Below are 18,087 nucleotides of genomic sequence, written 5' to 3' on the forward strand. Positions count from 1 at the left end.
GTATTCATTTATGCATTGGGTACGGATGTTTTGCAATTATCCTTAAATTTCCTGAAATATTGCAGGAATTGGATAACCAACGTTCTTAGAAGCTAAAGTTGTTGCTGTGTCACCATTGCACGCTGAAGGATCGCCGCAGAAAAAAAGCCCCGCGTGAGCAGGGCTTTTTTGATAAATACAACAACCGTTAGTTTATTTTCTTAGAAATCCATACCGCCCATACCGCCCATGCCGCCACCAGCAGCAGGTGGGGTTGGCTCGTCTTTCTTCGGAGCCTCGGCGACCATTGCTTCTGTGGTGATCATCAGGCCAGCGATTGAAGCAGCGTTCTGGAGTGCTGAACGGGTGACCTTGGTTGGGTCCAGGATGCCAAGGTTGACCATATCGCCGAATTCGCCAGTAGCGGCGTTGTAGCCAAAATTGTCCTTGCCTTCTTTCACCTTATTTAAGATGACCGATGGCTCTTCACCGGCGTTGGCAACAATTTCGCGTAATGGTGCCTCCATAGCGCGCAATGCGATTTGAATGCCGTGTGTCTGGTCTTCATTGGCACCCTTCAGATTGCTGATTGCCGTGATTGCACGTATCAGGGCCACGCCGCCACCTGGAATCACTCCTTCTTCAACGGCTGCACGGGTTGCAAGTAAAGCATCATCAACACGTGCTTTCTTTTCCTTCATTTCCACTTCGGTTGCAGCACCGACCTTGATGACGGCTACACCACCGGCGAGCTTGGCTACACGTTCCTGCAGTTTTTCGCGGTCGTAGTCCGAGGTGGTTTCCTCGATCTGGGTCTTGATTTGCTTGACGCGACCATTGATCGCATCGTTGTCACCCATACCATCAATAATGGTGGTGTTTTCTTTAGAGACGCGTACTTTCTTGGCCTTGCCAAGATGGCTGGTCGTGGCCTTTTCCAGAGACAGACCTACTTCTTCCGAGATGACGGTGCCGCCTGTCAGCACAGCCATATCTTCCAGCATGGCTTTGCGACGATCACCGAAGCCAGGTGCTTTGACTGCGCAGACTTTGATGATGCCGCGGATGTTGTTAACGACCAGAGTTGCCAAAGCTTCGCCTTCGACTTCCTCAGCGACGATCAGCAACGGCTTGCTTTCTTTGGCGACGGCGTCAAGCACGGTGAGTAAATCGCGCACACTGGAAATTTTCTTGTCGTGAAGGAGGATGTAGGGATTATCCAGCTCAACAATTTGGGACTGCTGGTTGTTGATGAAATATGGCGAAGAGTAACCACGGTCAAACTGCATCCCTTCGACGACATCCAATTCGTTTTCTAGAGTTGTGCCTTCCTCAATGGTAATCACTCCTTCTTTACCGACCTTCTTCATTGCTTCGGCAATAATGTTGCCGATAGACTCGTCTGAGTTAGCAGAGATGGTTGCGACTTGGGCAATGGCTTTATCGTCGCTGGTTGGCTTGGAGATCTTCTTCAGTTCGGTAACCGCGGCAATGACTGCTTTATCGATACCACGCTTAAGATCCATTGGATTCATACCAGCGGCCACTGCTTTGCATCCTTCACGGATCAACGCCTGGGCTAGTACCGTTGCAGTGGTGGTGCCGTCGCCTGCATGGTCATTTGTTTTGGACGCAACTTCTTTAAGCATTTGTGCGCCCATGTTTTCAAACTTGTCGGCCAACTCAATCTCTTTGGCGACAGAGACGCCGTCTTTAGTAATGATTGGGGAGCCGAAGCTCTTATCAAGCACTACGTGGCGGCCTTTGGGACCTAAGGTGGCTTTCACTGCATTAGCAAGCAGGTTCACCCCGTGCACCATACGTGAACGGGCTTTTTCACTGAAAATAATTTCTTTGGCAGCCATTATGTTTTTACTCCAAGATTCGCGATGAGAACATTAGTGATGTATGGAACAATGTGTCCGCTGTTGGCGTGATATGTCGGATGCATTCACGAGTTTCGGGCTTGGCTTAATCAACCGATGATCGCCAGGATGTCGTCCTCGCGTAATACTTTGTATTCGACGCCTTCAGCCTTGTAGGTGCTGCCTGCGTATTGACCGTAAATCACTTTCTCACCCACTTTGACGCATGGGGTACGGACGTTGCCGTTATCCAGCGGCTTTCCGGCACCGACGGCGATGACTTCACCTTTAGTGGACTTTTCCTTGGCGGAGTCTGGAATCACGATACCACCAGGGGAAACTTCGTCGGCTTCGATTGGCTTGACCACTATGCGATCATGAAGCGGTTTGATGCTCATAAAGACCCTCTTTAAGTGATTGATTTATATAGATCTTACATGGGAGGGTTAGCACTCTTATGTAATGAGTGCTAATTCCGCACATGCGAAAATCCTGACGACTGAAAACTCAGGATCAAGACGGCATATATGGCTGAGTGTAGGGGTTTCAAGGGGGTTCAGAGATTTTTTTGTGAAATTCATTGATTAAATCCCTATGTGCAATACGTGTGTGCGGCAAGGGTGGTTCGCTGTGCTGATGCAGTTGGTGTTCTGAAAGGCTGCAAGAGCATGACTCAGCCAACACTCCATTTTAGTTTAATGATTGGTATCACTGGGCAAGTTGGGTAAACCGGGTTGCTTGCATAGCCGTATTACGTTGGTAGATTCGGTTGGATCGTTTGCTAGCGTCTGACTTTTTGGCATTTTTGATGAGTGGTGGTGTCAGGCGCTATTGATGCTTTGCTGAGTGCGCATGCTCTAGGCATTGAACTCATGAAACATAACGAAGGCACGTTCATGGCGTAACAAAAGTATCGCTGAATAGGCTATTAAGTATGTCGTTATTCACATTAATCTCACAAATATATCTGTGCCCGATATCAGAGAGTCGTTCAGCCTTTACACTGTGATCTTATGGCATCTGATGTATACCTGATTTTCAGCACCTGCCCTGATTTGCCGAGCGCTGAAATTATTTCTCGCGTATTGGTACAGGAAAGGTTGGCAGCTTGTGTGACTCAATTACCGGGTGCGATCTCAACCTATCGTTGGCAGGGAAAGATCGAGACGACGCAAGAGATCCAGTTACTGATTAAGACCAACGCTGTGCATGTGAACGCCGCTATTACGCGTTTGTGCGCGCTGCATCCTTATCGACTGCCGGAGGCAATCGCAGTCCAGGTCAGCGTGGGATTACCTGAGTACTTGACTTGGATTAATACAGAGATTGACGAGGAATACTCTCTACCATGACGTTCTTGCATCGTTTAGCCACACTATGTGTATTGGCACTGATTTCTTTTCCTGTAGTCGCCGTCAGCGAAACGGACCTACTTCCGGTGGAAAAGGCTTTTGTGGTCGGGGTGAAAGCTCTTGATCGCCATCATGTGTTGGTGCATTGGAAGATCGCCGAGGGTTATTACCTTTACCGACATAGGATTGCGGTGCGGGTCTTGAATGATGGTGTGCTCAAAAGCGATTCCAAGCTGAATTTGCCAAATGGCTACAGGAAGAATGATTCGTATTTAGGGGACGTTGAAATTTACCGTGGGAGTCTGACCGCGGTGCGCAGCGTATTGCCTGTGAAAGGTGTGCATAAGCTGACGTTGCAAGTGAACTACCAGGGATGTGCGGATGCCGGTGTGTGTTACCCACCACAGGTACGCACGTTGCATGTTGCGTTGCCGACTGATGGTAATGATTTGGATAGAGGAGCTGTGGTTGATAGGCAGGATAGGGGGAGTGCTGTTGACGCGCGACCATTGCTCAGTGAGATTGTTCCTGGAGTCCGTGCATTGCCGCTTCCAGCCGAGCAGGCGTTCGGTTTTGAGGCCATCGTTGGTGATGGTAATCATCTGTTGCTGCGTTTTACCCCGGCCAAGGGGTACTACCTGTACCGTGACCGCACTTCACTGGCCTTGGAAGGTGATAAGACTGTTCATACGGGTGTGGCGTATTGGCCGCAGGGCAGTAAGTATCACGATGAGCATTTTGGTGATGTGGTCGTTTACTTCAATCAAATTGAAGTGATGCTGCCGCTACAGCGTGATTATTCAGGGCCTATCGCTAATGCGACTCTGGTAGCGACTTTCCAGGGGTGCCAAATTGACGGCATTTGCTATCCGCCGATGACTCGTCGGGTGCGTTTGTCTTTGCCTTCTGGAAAGGTCTCCTCGCCGAATCGCGCTAATGCTATACCGTTGATGGGTAACCATGCCTCTCTCCAGAACCCATTGCGTTTGCCAGGTAGCAACGTCCCGCCGGCCACGGCCAGTCAGTCGGCCGTTTCGGTTGACAGCGCTTTGGAGAATCATCCCTCGTACAGTGCGAGCAAGTTTTTCATGGCGTTGTCTCTGGCATTAGTCGGTGGTTTGCTATTGAATTTGTTGCCGTGCGTGTTGCCGGTGTTATCGCTGAAGGTATTAGCGTTGGCTAAAAGCGGTGAGAGCCGTGCTTGTGCGCGTCGCCATGCCATTTGGTACACAGCCGGCGTATTGCTCTCGTTTGGCGTCATCGGCGGTATCGCGATTATGGCGAAGATACTATGGGGCTTTCAGCTTCAGCAGCCTGGCTTTGTGGGTGTATTGGTTTACTTGATGTTTGCCGTTGGCCTGAGTTTGTCAGGGGTCTTTACCATGAGCAGCACCAAGTTTGGTGCGATAGGTCAGTCATTGATGGCGCGCAGTGGGTCATTAGGCGATTTCTTCGCTGGGGTGTTGGCTTGTGTGGTGTCCAGTGCCTGCATTGGTCCATTCATGGGCCCTGCGTTGGTCTACGCCTTCACCGCGCCGCCGTTGTTGGCAATGTTGGTATTCCTTACGCTTGGCTTTGGTTTGGCATTGCCGTTTCTGTTGCTTGGCTTTGTGCCATCGTTGACACGTCGTTTGCCGACGCCGGGTCCATGGATGCAGACACTGAAATACGTTCTGGCATTGCCAATGTATTTGACTGCAATCTGGTTATTGTGGGTTCTGGGCAAACAGCGCGGTGTGGATGCACAGTCGTTGCTGTTGGTTGGCTTGGTCATGTTGGCAATGGGATTGTGTTGGTTCGAGCGCAGCCGTTGGAATGCTGATCGCTGGGGGTTGGTGCTCTCCAGTGTATTGTTATTGTTGACCTTGTTGCCGCTTTGGGGGGTGACGCAACTGAAGATACCGCATTCGATCCCGCAGAATGTCAGTAGCGATGAAGTGGCTTACTCGCCGCTGCTTCTGGATCGTTTGCGTGCCGATAACCGTGTTGTTTTTGTCAATGTGACTGCGGATTGGTGCGTGACCTGCAAGGCGAATGAACGCAATGTGTTGTCCAGTGATGCTTTTCACGATGTGATGCATCGGATTGATGCTGTGTATATGAAGGGTGACTGGACTAATGGAGATGCTCAGATTAGTGCGTTTCTAAGCCAGCATCAGGCAGTAGGTGTACCGCTGTATGTGGTTTATGGACCAGGTGCACCGCCCAACATTCTTCCCAATGTGTTGACTAAGGATGTTGTGGAGGATGCTTTGTTGCGCGCTGCACGTTGAGTGCTACGTGTGCTTGCTGATCTTAGTTAATGCGCAAATAGGTCTTTGGAGTCCTTCTTAGTTTTTGGGTGAATGGCAGGGTGTGGTTTTTGATGTCTGCATCCGCACTGATGGTAGTGGATGGGCATGTTATGTGTATTGTTGGCTATCAGTCTTTAGAGTGTTTATTCCGTATGCTTTGGTGGTATGTGGTTGAGTACGGTGATGTTGCCGCGTCCAGGTCGGTAGCCCGCGTGCAATCCGCGTGCAACGTAGTCAATGCCTGCTTTGCAGGCTTGATGCAGGTTCAGACCAAGGCACAGTTGGGCGGTGATCGCTGAGGATAGGGTGCAGCCGGTGCCGTGGGCATTCAATGCTAAGCGTGGATTGCTGAAGCGCTCGCGTAATGTGCCGTTGTCGAAGCGATCAATCACACTGTTGCCTTCGTTCAAATGTCCCCCCTTAAGTAGTACCGCGTGAGCGCCAAGTTTCAGTAATGATGCTGCTGCGGTGTCGGCATCGCTGCCGCTGTTGATATGACGATTGAGGAGTCGCTCGGCTTCTGGAATGTTAGGTGTGATTAAGGTGGCTAATGGCAGCAGCTGGGTGCGTAAAGCCTCCAATGCGCTGTCTTCAAGGAGTGTGCTGCCGCTGGTAGCAATCATCACGGGATCTAGGACGATGCAAGGTGGTTGATGCCGTTGCAAGGCTTCGGCGACCAGTGTGATGACTTTGGCATTGGCGAGCATGCCGAGTTTGACGGCGTGTACATTGAAGTCAGAGAAGCAGGTGTCGATTTGTGTTGCGATAAATTCCAGCGGCGGTATATGCACTGCATTCACCCCGCGGGTGTGCTGCGCAGTTAGCACGGTAATCGCAGAGAGTCCGTGTATATGATGTGCGGCGAACGTTTTTAGATCGGCCTGGATGCCTGCGCCACCGCCTGTGTCCGAGCCGGCGATAGTGAGTGCGGAGATAATGTTGGGGATGTTCATGTGGTCATTGTGCAATGGGTTTTTATGTCATGCACGTTGTTGCTGTGGTGATGGGGTGTAGTGCGTGTCGCATGATCTGCCATTCCAGGTGGAGGGCATGCGATGAATGTTGCATTGGTGTAGTAGTGCTACGACGTGGGTTGTAGGTGGATTGCTGCGGATCGTTAATCTAAAGCGTTGTATTGGTGTGTGTGCTGCTTCGGGCAGGCAAGGCTCACTCAGTACGGTGATCCTGTGTGGTGTGAGGTGAGCAATATTACGAAGGCTGGTTTAATGTGTTGGCAGAGCATTAAAAGTATTTTCATCTAATGATGTGTGTGAATCACACAAAGAGATGTCTGCCATTATTTATTACCTTTAGTGTTTTTATTGATTTATCTAAAGTGCTGAGAAGGTGAATACGAATGACAGTCATGGTGTGACTGGGTGGAGAGTCATTGCGATGAAGCAGCCTGAAGTGGAAGCGGGTAGGGTGAAACGCGTTCTGTCAGGAAATAGGAGCTAAAAATAGCCATTAGTCTCTGCGGCGGGCGTAGTCTAATGCTTGTGATGAAGTGTCTAGTAATCCATTGGCTGAGCTATGCGCGGGTAATAGTCAGGTTTTTATTTTTTAATCAATTCAAATCACATTGCTAACGTGCTGCTTATAGCGTTTATGAGTAATGTCTATTGTGCAGTGTTGGTATGCGATGGGTACTTGGTACAGGCGGGAATTGAATGGTCAGAAGTGTAGAGAGGAAAAAAAGGCCGCCATGGGGCGGCCAAATGAGACTTAATTATGCGTGAGTGATGATTTTAATCTATTTAAAAATGAGTAGATGTCAATCGCATCACATAATGATTGAGGGAGATTTATTGAATGTGCAGAATGCACCATTTCAATGGTTCTACAAACGGAGTTTAGTTTCATGCAGTCAGTTTGATTGAACTTCATTGGCGGTGATGATGAGTCACTCATTACAGGTGATGAGTTCAGCACAGGCAGAATGCCGTGGGATATTGGAGATGACGGTGTTGGCTTTTGTCACTATTGGCACTGAATGAAAAAATTTGAAATGGATGTTTCTGGGGATGTGTCGCATGTTGTTGCCAATGAATGGATTCATGCGTTGAGTGGTGTTGTCGGTGCAATGCTAGGTGTAGGGTTTGTAAGAGAGGAGCAAGGAAACCTGCTGAGTCATGTAATCTGCGTATTGTCATGTCGGTTCCGGTGTATGTCGATGATGATTATGTGGGTCGGTAGTGTGCCAAGTCATGGGCAATGCTTCGGAAATATTCTCACGCAGGCGGCGTTGTTGAAATTCAGTACCAGTGGGGATGAATCAGCGGCTATGCCATTGAAACATTGAGTGATCCGAATGTAGTGATTGCTTGTTATCAGCCACAGCATGTCACGGCTTGTTGCCTTGGATTTACGTGTTGTGCATGTTTGAATGTGTAGGCAGTGCCAAGTTGTTTGCAGGATGCGTTATTGGGTTGAGTGACGATTGCTGCTTCTCATGGGTGAGCGGGATGATATTCATCATTTTTATAATGAGATGATTTTTATAGTGAGTTTTATCGGGGTCACTCTTCTAAGGAGACACGGAGTACACTCGTTTCTAGCGTCAGTCGGGGACATTGGATTCGCATTTTTCATGGGTCCTCATAGATTGGTGAATCATTTAATTAGATTGGGAGCGTTGTATGCCTGTATCCCGTTTTGCTGTGTTTGGTCATCCCATTGCTCACTCGCTATCACCGCGCATCCATACCGAGTTTGGCCGTCAGATGGGTGTCGTGCTGGACTATCTTGCATTTGATGTTGCGCCAGATGCGTTTCGTGTTTCGCTGGAGCATTTTGTTGCCGAGGGTGGATGTGGTGCAAACGTGACTTTGCCTCTTAAGGAGGCTGCATTTGAGGTGTGCACAACTTTAAGTGCACGTGCACGCCGTGCCGGTGCGGTCAATACGCTATCTCGCGTTGACGGTGTTTGGCATGGTGAGAATACCGATGGGACAGGTTTAGTACGTAACTTGACGGAGCGGCATGGTTTGGATTTGCGTGGTCGCCGCGCTTTGCTGCTTGGCGCTGGTGGCGCTGCACGTGGTGTGGCTCCTGCATTGCTAGATGCCGGCATTACTGAGATGGTGATCGTTAACCGCTCCCCTGAGCGTGCCGATATGCTGTGCGATGCGCTTGGTGAACCTGGCAAAGTCAGTGCACGCTACTGGGGTGACTTGGGTGATCTTGGAAATTTTGAGTTAATCATTAACGCGACTTCGATCGGAAACACATCCGATATGCGCACTTTCTCTCTGCCGCGTTCGTTGTTGGACAGTATGACTGCGGCGGTAGACCTGAATTACGGTAGTGCAGCAGTCCCCTTCCTGGCCTGGGCGCATGCGGTTGAGACCCGCTATGCGATCGACGGGTTAGGTATGTTGGTTGAGCAAGCGGCTGAAAGTTTCTCTCTCTGGCACGGTCGGCGTCCGGATACTGATCCAGTGTATACGGTATTACATTCAGAGTATGGCGTTCCTGGTCGGTCATGACTGAAAAATAGGCGTGCTTTTTAGTACGGTGTACGGTCCTTTCTGTCCGTTACTGAGGTCGTTGCTGAGTAAGCCAACATGGTGTCTCAATGGAGTGGGTGAGTTGATGTTGTCAAAGGCGGCGGCGGTGTGTTGTTCTTGATGTTTTGTGTGGTTTGTTATGAGGTGCTGTGTTGCGGTAAGGATGCAAATGCGTCGGTATTGGTTGCCTGTTGTAGTGGTGATGTTACTGGTGGTGATGAAAAGTCGCAGGATCGACAAATATTAAAGAGATGCTTGTTGAAGTGCCGCTACGGAGTTGTGTTGAGCAATAGCAATTCCAGGGGCTGTATTTGGAGCAGGGGTATAGTGCCGCGATTTTTTTTGCATAGTGGAAAGCGTAGTTCACAGTTCTTGGTGTGAGGTGTGAGGTGTGAGTCACAAGGGCCGATGGATGGCGATAGGTGATATGAAGCATGTTGCTGATTGAATGGCTAGAGGCCCGCACGTTCGACCACAAAACTGCTGAAAGATGATTCCTTGGCGTCATTGGCACTTTGTTGTGCTTCGTGCTGGGTTTCTTACAAGAGAATTTCAAGAAAAGGATTCTTTTCAAGGATGGCTGCTTGCGACTTACGCTTTAGAAGTGTGGTGAGATCGCCTTGGCGTTGTAGCAGCATGATGAATTCTTGCAGCCAACACAGAAAGATGGTTTCTTGACTCAGTACATTCCTGCATTCGGAGAGGACCGATTCCGTATCGCCATGTGTTGCTATGAACATGTCATGCGTATTGGTACGTCGTTTTTCGCATTTCTGCGGATAGTTGTTCATGCTCATGAATGCAGTGAGCCGTTGGTTTATTTCTTCAAACTTTGCACGTTTTGTAGTGGCTGTTAGATGTACTTCTTCATGTTGTGCTAGAGCTTGCTGACGCGCGGTCTCCCGTTCTCCTGCTCTTGCTGCATACGGGTGAAGGCATCTTTGGTATTGACCAATGTAAGGATCTCAGTGATTTTAATCCTTTCGCTTTGAGCCGGTCTTTTTCTCAACAGAGTTCGAAATTTTCGAACTCTGCGATACGCTTGACGATGTCACAGCGAGCAGGCAGCCCATTGTCGCCGCGTGTATTCACCTTGGTGAGAACGTTGCGGACAATGGCGAACTTGGTGATTGAATGGTGATCCACGTCTACGGGTTGTTGCACTTCAGCACGATCTTCTTGAGTGACCCCCGTACGATGAAGAAACAGAATGAGGTCTTGTTTGCTGCGGCAAAGCAAGGGGATGGTATCGACGTGTAGCGTGAACAGTTGTGGTGGGGTGTGGAATGCTTCTGGCTGTTTTAACTCGTCTTTCAATGTCTGATTGATTGTGGGTTTTGATATGGGGCAGCAGCTTGTTTTCAATAGGTGGTTTATTGATTGGCGATTTGGCGGAAGCGGTGTGATTTGAACTCATGAATGGTTGTGGAGCGTTGTTGAGCTTGTAGCGCTATGAGTAATCAACTGCTTATCGTTGTTGCGTGTTTGGCGTCGCAGTGGCTATGTTTGTGCAGCAGGCGCTAAAAGATGTGTATCCGCCTCCAACCGTGATATGTGCTCAAGCAGCGACCTGGTGATCAGTAGGGGTACAGCGTGCAGAGGGGACGGGAGTACCGTTACGCAGTCTGTAGCAGCGTGCTTGCTTGCAGGCGGGAAGGTCAAACCGGAATGAGGCGCTCTTGCTGAGTAACCGCTTGTTTTTCTTAGTGGTTAGGTTGGTTGAACTAGCTGCGTTCTAGCCTATTGCGAGCAGAGCGCTGCGCGTGACTTATAGGTTAGCCACAGAAATCTGGTAACCCTGAGCTGCCATTTCCTTTGCCAGAGCTGTTCCTGCATCTTTTTGCAGGTTGTCCTTGAACGGGATGTACAAGCAGTCCCTGAATGTCAGAAGGACGCTCCATGTTGTCCTGTTGCTTCATGAGAATGGCAACGTTCTTGCGACCGAGCAGTGTGAGCATCATGTCTAGTTCCAGTACAACGTTTTGGCGCGCACGGAACTTCTTTTCGTTCTCCTGGCAGGCAGGGAAACCCTCGTCATCGGGTGTGGCAAGCACTACTGCGAACTTTACCTCTGCCGTGTACTTCTCCAGCTTCTCAATGATGGTTTGTCCCTGCGATGGAAGCTGGTCCAAGATCAGCGGCTCAAGCTTCCAGCGGCGCAGCATTGCTTCAAGCTCAGTGCGCGCTGCTGCGTCGTGCCCATAGACGACGAATACCTTGCTGAGCATTGGCTTGGTAGCAGCGCCATTCTGCGGCGTGGGTGCTGCCGCAACATGCGTGGGCTGCACGCCGAGACACTCCTTCACGGCGTCTTGATTCTTGCCCTGAACGATGAAGTTGCCGGTGTGATAACTGTTAACGATGGCCTCATTCTGTAGGCGAAGCTGTGTTCCCTTGCCATTCGATAGCGCAACTTCGTTCGCAACTTGGAAGCCGCCCGCTTGGAGGCAGGCTTTAATGTCGTCAAGAGTCATCGCCATTCCTTTTAAGCTCCCTAAATCGCTTTCTTGGCTGCTTCGCTGAGTACATCCACAACGATGTCACGCACACCAGACGCCACCGAAGTTCTGACTTTCGCCATCACCTTCTTGAAGCGAAGGGAGGCAACTTGGGTCTTGGGACTGTCTTTGGTCAGTTTGGTTAGGTCGGTACGGAACTGTTGAACTTCGTCAGGCGTCAGGTTAGCGTCTGCTTCAACAAGCTCAACAGTGCCAGCAATCTTGCGTTCAGCCCAAGGGAACCGACTGCCGCAGTTGTTGCAGAAGGTGGGCGGCTCGTAGTCTCTGCCAAATCCGAGAACGCCTTCAACGTAGTCATCACCGCCAATGGAAGCGCTGCATTTTGGGTACTGGATGATGGTCGCTTCACCAGACTGGGAGCAGAACGCTTCCCGCAATTCATGGTTCTGGTCTGCAGCAGTCGTTGCGACGTGTCCATTGGGGCAGATCTTTGCGGCTCGATACGTGCCCATTGCGCTGCCTTGGCTATTGTAATGGCGGTGGGTCAGGGATTCGAACCCTGGAAGGGGTTACCCCCTTGCTAGTTTTCAAGACTAGTGCATTCAACCGCTCTGCCAACCCACCTAATTTTGTGATGTGTTAATAATCTGTTTAGCTGCATGAACGCTGCCATCAGCTGAAGTTTTCTAACACATTGTTTCTGCAGTATGTTTTGAGGGTCGCGACCGGTGCAAAGGATTGCGCCGCGATACTTCATCTATACGTGTGTGTCCTTATTCTCTGTTGAAGCACCCAGGTGATCCAGGCGGTGGGGGTCATTGCCTTTTTGTCCGCCCTGCCCAGGTGACTTAGACAGAAGCGCCTATTATCACATGCTCCGTGCTGGTTGATTCAACTCCCCATTAATTCAGTTGCATCCCGGTGACCGTTGAATGCTGATGTTGCCTATATGCAGTTGCTACTGCATTGGGGGATATTTTGTCAGGAATTCCGACAGGCGTTTGAGCAATGTATGTTGTGGGAGAGCAACTGTATGTTGCAGCGCACCTCCAGATCACGTGGTGCTTCGGTGCTGAGCTGGGCGACGTTGTCGCAGATAGCATCGTATGACGCCAGCATCGTTTGATGCATGAGTGGAGGTAAATGGCTCATGTCAACGTGAGTCACTGCGGTGTGGCGCAATCTTATGGTGCGTGCACTGTGTGTGTGTGCGGCTTCAGTTAATGTTGTAGATGGAGGAGTGTTGCTGCGTGAAACTGATTCGTTGCGCATCACCATGGAGTGATGCTGTTCCAGGGGAGGCGTTCTTAAAACGTATTTGTTGCTTGTGAGTACTATGTATCGGTGTGCATCTCACACATCTATCCGTGTCACATCGCCTAACGATGTAATGGATGTGAGCAGTTTGGGCAGTAATAACGCTGGCTGATCGCCCAAGTATCTGTAACGCAGATCAAGATATCGCCATTTACAAAGTGTGGACATACATAAGACGACGCCTGCGCTGTGATAGAACCGGCGTCGTCATACGTATATGGGTGCTACCTTACTTGACGCTCAGCAGTTTGACTTCAAATTGAACAGCCGCGTTTGGTGGGAGAATATTACGTGGATCGGCGCCGTAAGCGTCAGCTGGTAGGGTGATTTCCCACTTTGAACCGGCTGGCATATTTATTAGGGCTTCGCGCATGCCTTTAATGTCAATCGCGCTGACCTTAATCCCTGGGATTTGCTGTGCTTGGTGTCCCTGTTGTGGACGTTGACCCCATGGGAATGGGCCAGCGACTTCTAACTGAACGGTACTGGCCTGGGTCGGCTTGGCACCCTTGCCAACTTCTATGATCTTGTACTGCACGCCATTAGGAAGGGATTTTACACCTGTGGCGCTCTTATTTTTGGCCATGAATTGTTCACTCTTGACCTTGTTTTCAGCAGCTGCTTTATCGTATTCGGCCTTCGCTTGCTGTGCGCGGGCTTGTTCGCGTTTTTGGAATGCTTCAATCGCTGGACGTAACTGCTCAACAGTAACGCCTGGTTGCTTCTTGCTGTAGGCGTCCTCCATACCTTTGATCACAGAGTTCATATCCAACTGCTCCCCGCGCCCAGTCAGCTCGGCTAAAGCGCTGCCTTGCTGATAGCCCAAGTAATAGCTTATTTTTCCCTTTTCGGACGTGATGTCCTGGGCGAATGCATTGCCGGTCAGGGCCAGGGTCGCAACAGCGACTGCGATCAGACGCAACTTCATCAAAAATTCTCCAGATAATGATGATATAGGATAGCGGGCGATATTTCGTTCCGCCACTTGCAAGTGTCACGCTAAGACAGAAAATAGTTCATACAAGTTCCCGTTTTTGTTCACTCAGCATTGATTTGGGATAGTGCATTGGTGAGATGGCGACTCCAATACGAGCTGGTGAGTTAAATCTCATTTCTATGTACTACTGATGTTTTTGAAATGTAAGGTGATGGTCACCATAGCCGCTTTGAACCTTACGTTATACGGTACGCTTGATGGTGTTCGATACTTTTAATTTGTTGCATTACATCCTTGCCAAGACAAGTAGGTGATCCCTTTGATTAACAGTTGTATTGATGGGGATGAGTTTAATTGCTGAGTGGCCAGGGCCGCTTTCATCAGGCCGAGATGCGGTGCCGGGGCTTGACGGCCTTATATGGGCGTCGTGTTATGCGGGGCTGCATTGACTAGGTAAGGTGACTTTTTGAGGCTGATCTAATGTGGTTATTAAGAATAAAGTTGTCTGCTGACCAAGTTCACCCTGTTGTTTGTGATTGAGAATAGGTGTGGGATCTCCGGGTATTCCCACAAGATGATTCGGTATCGCCCGGTAATCTATTTGAGACTGTGATGACCGATCATCCTGCCATCCTCTTATTGCGTTGCGTGCTTGATCAGGATCTGGACCGTGCTCTGACATTGGGGCTGATGGAGTATGTGCCTGCTTTGGGTGATGCAATGCTTGATCCAAGGTATCCGGATTTGCCCGCACAGCTGCTTGCCGCGCAAAGACGCTTACGTCAGGCCTGGGCTGCACGCGATCGCTACCGTGCGCGTGCTGTCCGGTTACAACGTGTTGCCGCTGCACTTGAAATGCGTCGTGCGACGTCTTCCGCACATTCATCCTCCACGGGGACATCGTCTGTCCTTCCCCCTTTGGCTGCGGAGATCCTCAAGCGTGCTAAGGCCAAGGCGGCCGGACGCCAGGACATATGACGATCGGATCTGCTGATAAACCCGTGATGCGTCGTGGCAGCGTAATGACCCGTGCGGAGATTCGCGAAGCATTTGTGCGGTTACAAGAGATCAATCCACATCCAACCACGGAGCTGAAATACACCACTGCATTTGAGCTGTTGATTGCCGTGATCTTGTCTGCACAGGCTACTGATATTGGAGTGAACAAGGCGACACGTCGACTGTATTCGCTTGCCAACACGCCACAGGCAATCTTGGATTTGGGCGAGGATGCCTTGAAGCGTCATATTTCCACGATTGGCTTGTTTAATGCCAAGGCCAAGAATGTGATTGCTACTTGCCGTATTCTGGTGGAGCAATACGGCGGTGCAGTTCCGCGGGATCGTGCCCTGCTGGAAGCATTACCCGGTGTAGGGCGTAAAACGGCCAATGTGGTGCTTAACACAGCCTTTGGCGAACCTACCATCGCAGTAGACACACATATCTTCCGTGTTGCCAACCGTACTGGTTTGGCAATTGGCAGCAATGTACGAGCCGTTGAGGATGCACTTCTCAAACGCATCCCGCAGGAGTTTTTGAAGGATGCGCATCACTGGCTGATTCTGCACGGCCGCTATGTTTGCAAGGCACGCAAACCGAACTGCTCACAGTGTGTGATTGCTGATTTATGTCGTTACAAGGACAAGACGCCAGCAGCTTAGAAGTTGCTATTACATTTTTTAAATCATTGGAAGGAAGACACATAAGGAATACACCAGGGGTGTTTATTTATCCTGGCTTGCCCTTTATTCAATCCGTTGAAGTGTTGCTGATTGGGGGTTGTGTGTTGCGCATCGGCGATTCAAATAAGCCAATTGATAAGCCGTTTGTGTCGGATTGCATGGCACCATGCTTTGTTTCATTATCAGCATGACGCCATGTCACTCCACTTGGCAGCTGGTGATGACACGTGTGCAGTGATTCCATTCCTTAAACCCCACTGCAACGTACTTTATTTTCTGGCCATTGATGGTCAGGGCACCATACGGATGTAAGGTGGCTTGGGTTTACGTCCGCTACCACCGAACGGGGGTTGCCCACGCCAGTAGCGGATCAGTAACCAGCCAAACAGCATGCCACCTAGATGTGTGAAATGTGCGACGTTGGGTTGTATGCCAGTGATGCCCATGAGCAATTCGATGACACCGTATAAAATCACAAAGGTTCTTGCTTTCATAGGAATCGGTGGAAAAACCAGCAAGATACGTTCATCGGGAAATAGCATCCCGTAGGCCATCAATAAACCGAACACGCCACCGGACGAACCAAGCACTGGCGTACCACTGCTCAGCAGCCAACTGACCAATAGCTGGCATACGCCAGCACCGGCGACACACACCAGGTAATACGTCAAAAAGCGCTTCTCACCCCAGGTATGCTCCAGTGCCGCACCGAACATGAAGACTGCGAGCATATTGAAGAATAGGTGTTGAAAACCCTCATGCAGAAATCCGTAGGTCAGCAACTGCCAAGGCATGAAGCTGGCACCTGATATCAATGTTTCGAAGCTGTTACCGCCTAGCGGCCACAGCATCAGTGTTGCGAAGGTGTTCTCACCCAACATCATCTGAAATAGGAAAATAACGACGTTGGTGAGTAGTAGACCTTTGGTGACGGTAGGCAGTTTCGGAAACATGGAAGGCTTCCCCCAGAAATTGCCGCCATCATAACTAGCTCGTTATTGAAGCGCCTAACATTGCTGTGTTTCAGGTGTCAGAAGATGCGTGATCGTGTGTTAGATGGCGTTTTATCCGTTGTTGATTCACAGATTGTTGCTTCCGTAGAGGCAGCGTTGTACTTGTCGGAGTACCACGATACGTTTTGGTGACCAGTTCTCTGATGTCTCCTATGGTTCCTGCCGTCTTAGCTTATGCAGATTGCATCCTTGTACAGCCTATCTTCCCGTTCCAGCACGTGGATAGGGTGATGTTCAAATGGTGTTCCAGTGTTCTGCATGGCCTGGGTGATCGTGTGCTTACAGCTTTTTCATGCACAGCATCCGTTGGTGCGGAGAGTCATCATATGAACAGCTGCAGCCCCGGTGCGATGTCCTTGCCTGCTGTATAACGGATGTGATTCAGCGTGCAGTGCTGGCTACGCGTAATGGTTCCCAGCGTAGGTAGGTAAAACTGCGCCATAGCCATTCACAGGGACCGAAGCGGAAGCGTTGCAGCCACCATCGGCTTAAGGCCACTTGAAAGGTGAACAGTGCGATTGCAAATGGGAGCTGCCAAACCCGCGGTAAGCGCTCAAAAAAACCAAGACCATACCCATAAAAGATCAGCGTACAGACCATCGACTGTAGCAAGTAATTGCTTAACGCCATGCGTCCTGCGGGTGCGGCCCAAGTCAAGGCAAAGGCGGCACGTATCCCCCAAGCCAGATAACCCAGACACATCAACAACCCGGCGATCATGCTCAGCGCAAATGCACTGAATGCCCGTGGGTCGACCCGAGTCACATCCTGCCAAGAAGCCAGATGAACGCTGAGCAGCATAGCCGTTAACCCTAACGGCCATGCACCCCAACGCAGCCAAGCGAACAAACGCGTATAGCGTTCTGGTTGCAGAATCGCACCGCTGCGTACAAACCACGTTCCCAACAAAAACATGCCTAACACATGTACGCCGTTGATGATGAGCGATTCCAGGCCATTTTTTACATCATGCAGACGTTGTACGGTGGCTTGCACATAACTGCCAGCACCGTAGGCGTGGCGCTGTTCGCGTATTAACTGTGCCGTCTCGGTGCCGTTCTGTGCCAATACTTCTTGCCAGCTTTTGATGTTCGCGCTATTGGAGCTTGTCGAGACGATAAAATCCGCCCAGCAGTATATTGACATCAGCGCCACAGGTATTAGATACAACAACGTCCCGGTGAGTGGCAGCGCTGCGGTGGGTAACCTACGTGACATTAACAGCGGCAATGACATCAGTGCGTACAGCACCAAGATGTCCCCGGACCAGATCAATACCGCGTGGATGAGTCCGATTGTCAACAATCCTAAGCTGCGTCGTAAATAGAACGGCATGAATGCGCGGCCGACGTCTGCGGCGCGCTTGCTCATCACCGCGAATCCCATACCGAACAGGAGTGAGAACAGCGTGTAGAACTTCCCTTGGATCAACACGTAGATCAGAGCGTCGGCGATGCGGTCCATTCCGGTCAACTGTGGATCAATGCCAGTGGTACCAGCATCCAGCGGCCCCACGAAGCATTCAATATTCATGAGCAAAATGCCGATTAACGCACAACCACGCAGGATGTCGAGTATCGCGATGCGTTCGCTCTGGGCAATAGGGAGTAGCGGAGGAGTGGCAGAGGACATACACACCATAGATAACGTAGTGTTCTGCAACGGAGCAGTCATGCAGGA

17 protein-coding genes and 1 tRNA gene are annotated in these 18,087 nt (G+C 50.2%); 7 read left to right on the forward strand and 11 right to left on the reverse strand.

Features of this window, described 5'->3' with window-relative positions; genetic code table 11:
• Positions 1-200: 200 nt before the first annotated feature.
• Entirely contained in the window at positions 201-1,844 is a 1,644-nt protein-coding gene (gene groL / locus F7G16_RS04350) for a chaperonin GroEL (protein WP_011098153.1), read from the reverse strand.
• Positions 1,845-1,954: 110 nt separating this feature from the next.
• Positions 1,955-2,242: a co-chaperone GroES gene (locus tag F7G16_RS04355; protein WP_004088683.1), complete on the reverse strand. Its 288-nt coding sequence runs from the start codon at positions 2,240-2,242 to the stop codon at positions 1,955-1,957.
• A gap of 615 nt (positions 2,243-2,857) precedes the next feature.
• Between F7G16_RS04355 and cutA the strand changes: the two genes are divergently transcribed.
• Together cutA and F7G16_RS04365 are read left to right on the forward strand one after the other, a co-directional pair.
• Complete coding sequence (gene cutA / locus F7G16_RS04360) at positions 2,858-3,196, forward strand: divalent-cation tolerance protein CutA (protein ID WP_004083506.1); 339 nt, start codon at positions 2,858-2,860, stop codon at positions 3,194-3,196.
• Positions 3,193-5,469, forward strand: a complete 2,277-nt coding sequence (locus F7G16_RS04365; RefSeq protein ID WP_004088682.1) for a protein-disulfide reductase DsbD family protein — start codon at positions 3,193-3,195, stop codon at positions 5,467-5,469. The genes cutA and F7G16_RS04365 overlap by 4 nt, the downstream gene beginning before the upstream one ends.
• Positions 5,470-5,633: 164 nt before the next feature.
• On the opposite strand, the gene thiD is transcribed toward F7G16_RS04365, so the two are convergent.
• The gene (gene thiD / locus F7G16_RS04370; RefSeq protein ID WP_004088681.1) at positions 5,634-6,443 is read right to left on the reverse strand and encodes a bifunctional hydroxymethylpyrimidine kinase/phosphomethylpyrimidine kinase; all 810 of its coding nucleotides are present in this window, start codon (positions 6,441-6,443) and stop codon (positions 5,634-5,636) included.
• 1,040 nt (positions 6,444-7,483) lie between these two features.
• Between thiD and F7G16_RS04375 the strand changes: the two genes are divergently transcribed.
• Together F7G16_RS04375 and aroE are read left to right on the forward strand one after the other, a co-directional pair.
• A complete protein-coding gene (locus F7G16_RS04375; RefSeq protein WP_011098151.1) occupies positions 7,484-7,792 on the forward strand; it encodes a hypothetical protein in 309 nt (102 codons plus the stop codon).
• Positions 7,793-8,129: 337 nt separating this feature from the next.
• Positions 8,130-8,978, forward strand: a complete 849-nt coding sequence (gene aroE / locus F7G16_RS04380) for a shikimate dehydrogenase (protein WP_004088679.1) — start codon at positions 8,130-8,132, stop codon at positions 8,976-8,978.
• 560 nt (positions 8,979-9,538) lie between these two features.
• On the opposite strand, the gene F7G16_RS04390 is transcribed toward aroE, so the two are convergent.
• The 5 genes from F7G16_RS04390 to F7G16_RS04410 all read right to left on the reverse strand — a co-directional run bounded on the left by F7G16_RS04390 (position 9,539) and on the right by F7G16_RS04410 (position 12,082).
• Entirely contained in the window at positions 9,539-9,790 is a 252-nt protein-coding gene (locus tag F7G16_RS04390) for a hypothetical protein (RefSeq protein WP_012382701.1), read from the reverse strand.
• A 214-nt stretch (positions 9,791-10,004) separates the two neighbouring features.
• Positions 10,005-10,316 carry a hypothetical protein gene (locus F7G16_RS04395; protein ID WP_004088677.1) on the reverse strand — a complete coding sequence of 104 codons (312 nt, stop codon included), beginning with the start codon at positions 10,314-10,316 and terminating at the stop codon, positions 10,005-10,007.
• Positions 10,317-10,774: 458 nt separating this feature from the next.
• A complete protein-coding gene (locus F7G16_RS04400; RefSeq protein WP_234552898.1) occupies positions 10,775-11,473 on the reverse strand; it encodes a nucleotide-binding protein in 699 nt (232 codons plus the stop codon).
• A gap of 20 nt (positions 11,474-11,493) precedes the next feature.
• A complete protein-coding gene (locus F7G16_RS04405; protein ID WP_004088675.1) occupies positions 11,494-11,970 on the reverse strand; it encodes a DUF2321 domain-containing protein in 477 nt (158 codons plus the stop codon).
• A 22-nt stretch (positions 11,971-11,992) separates the two neighbouring features.
• Positions 11,993-12,082, reverse strand: a tRNA-Ser gene (locus tag F7G16_RS04410).
• A gap of 304 nt (positions 12,083-12,386) precedes the next feature.
• Here F7G16_RS04410 and F7G16_RS04415 point away from each other — a divergent pair.
• Positions 12,387-12,584, forward strand: coding sequence for a hypothetical protein (locus F7G16_RS04415; RefSeq protein ID WP_072866344.1), 198 nt, complete (start codon positions 12,387-12,389; stop codon positions 12,582-12,584).
• Between the two features lie 420 nt (positions 12,585-13,004).
• On the opposite strand, the gene F7G16_RS04420 is transcribed toward F7G16_RS04415, so the two are convergent.
• A complete protein-coding gene (locus tag F7G16_RS04420) occupies positions 13,005-13,703 on the reverse strand; it encodes an FKBP-type peptidyl-prolyl cis-trans isomerase N-terminal domain-containing protein (RefSeq protein WP_004088673.1) in 699 nt (232 codons plus the stop codon).
• A gap of 621 nt (positions 13,704-14,324) precedes the next feature.
• Between F7G16_RS04420 and F7G16_RS04425 the strand changes: the two genes are divergently transcribed.
• Positions 14,325-14,690: a hypothetical protein gene (locus F7G16_RS04425; protein WP_004088672.1), complete on the forward strand. Its 366-nt coding sequence runs from the start codon at positions 14,325-14,327 to the stop codon at positions 14,688-14,690.
• Positions 14,687-15,373 carry an endonuclease III gene (gene nth / locus F7G16_RS04430; RefSeq protein ID WP_004088671.1) on the forward strand — a complete coding sequence of 229 codons (687 nt, stop codon included), beginning with the start codon at positions 14,687-14,689 and terminating at the stop codon, positions 15,371-15,373. The genes F7G16_RS04425 and nth overlap by 4 nt, the downstream gene beginning before the upstream one ends.
• 311 nt (positions 15,374-15,684) lie before the next feature.
• Here the strand turns inward: nth and F7G16_RS04435 are convergent, their stop codons facing one another.
• Positions 15,685-16,347, reverse strand: coding sequence for a rhomboid family intramembrane serine protease (locus F7G16_RS04435; protein WP_004088669.1), 663 nt, complete (start codon positions 16,345-16,347; stop codon positions 15,685-15,687).
• 441 nt (positions 16,348-16,788) lie between these two features.
• Positions 16,789-18,039, reverse strand: a complete 1,251-nt coding sequence (locus F7G16_RS04440) for a DUF418 domain-containing protein (RefSeq protein ID WP_011098144.1) — start codon at positions 18,037-18,039, stop codon at positions 16,789-16,791.
• Between the last annotated feature and the right edge of the window lie 48 nt (positions 18,040-18,087).

The organism is Xylella fastidiosa (assembly GCF_011801475.1).
GTDB classification, from domain to species: Bacteria; Pseudomonadota; Gammaproteobacteria; order Xanthomonadales; family Xanthomonadaceae; genus Xylella; species Xylella fastidiosa.

Excerpts from the sequence above, each read along its gene's own strand:
- groL (WP_011098153.1), bottom strand. The coding sequence starts at position 1,844 with ATGGCTGCCAAAGAAATTATTTTCAGTGAAAAAGCCCGTTCACGTATG.
- F7G16_RS04355 (WP_004088683.1), bottom strand. The coding sequence starts at position 2,242 with ATGAGCATCAAACCGCTTCATGATCGCATAGTGGTCAAGCCAATCGAA.
- cutA (WP_004083506.1), top strand. The coding sequence starts at position 2,858 with ATGGCATCTGATGTATACCTGATTTTCAGCACCTGCCCTGATTTGCCG.
- F7G16_RS04365 (WP_004088682.1), top strand. The coding sequence starts at position 3,193 with ATGACGTTCTTGCATCGTTTAGCCACACTATGTGTATTGGCACTGATT.
- thiD (WP_004088681.1), bottom strand. The coding sequence starts at position 6,443 with ATGAACATCCCCAACATTATCTCCGCACTCACTATCGCCGGCTCGGAC.
- F7G16_RS04375 (WP_011098151.1), top strand. The coding sequence starts at position 7,484 with ATGAAAAAATTTGAAATGGATGTTTCTGGGGATGTGTCGCATGTTGTT.
- aroE (WP_004088679.1), top strand. The coding sequence starts at position 8,130 with ATGCCTGTATCCCGTTTTGCTGTGTTTGGTCATCCCATTGCTCACTCG.
- F7G16_RS04390 (WP_012382701.1), bottom strand. The coding sequence starts at position 9,790 with ATGAACAACTATCCGCAGAAATGCGAAAAACGACGTACCAATACGCAT.
- F7G16_RS04400 (WP_234552898.1), bottom strand. The coding sequence starts at position 11,473 with ATGACTCTTGACGACATTAAAGCCTGCCTCCAAGCGGGCGGCTTCCAA.
- F7G16_RS04405 (WP_004088675.1), bottom strand. The coding sequence starts at position 11,970 with ATGGGCACGTATCGAGCCGCAAAGATCTGCCCCAATGGACACGTCGCA.
- F7G16_RS04420 (WP_004088673.1), bottom strand. The coding sequence starts at position 13,703 with ATGAAGTTGCGTCTGATCGCAGTCGCTGTTGCGACCCTGGCCCTGACC.
- F7G16_RS04425 (WP_004088672.1), top strand. The coding sequence starts at position 14,325 with ATGACCGATCATCCTGCCATCCTCTTATTGCGTTGCGTGCTTGATCAG.
- nth (WP_004088671.1), top strand. The coding sequence starts at position 14,687 with ATGACGATCGGATCTGCTGATAAACCCGTGATGCGTCGTGGCAGCGTA.
- F7G16_RS04435 (WP_004088669.1), bottom strand. The coding sequence starts at position 16,347 with ATGTTTCCGAAACTGCCTACCGTCACCAAAGGTCTACTACTCACCAAC.
- F7G16_RS04440 (WP_011098144.1), bottom strand. The coding sequence starts at position 18,039 with ATGTCCTCTGCCACTCCTCCGCTACTCCCTATTGCCCAGAGCGAACGC.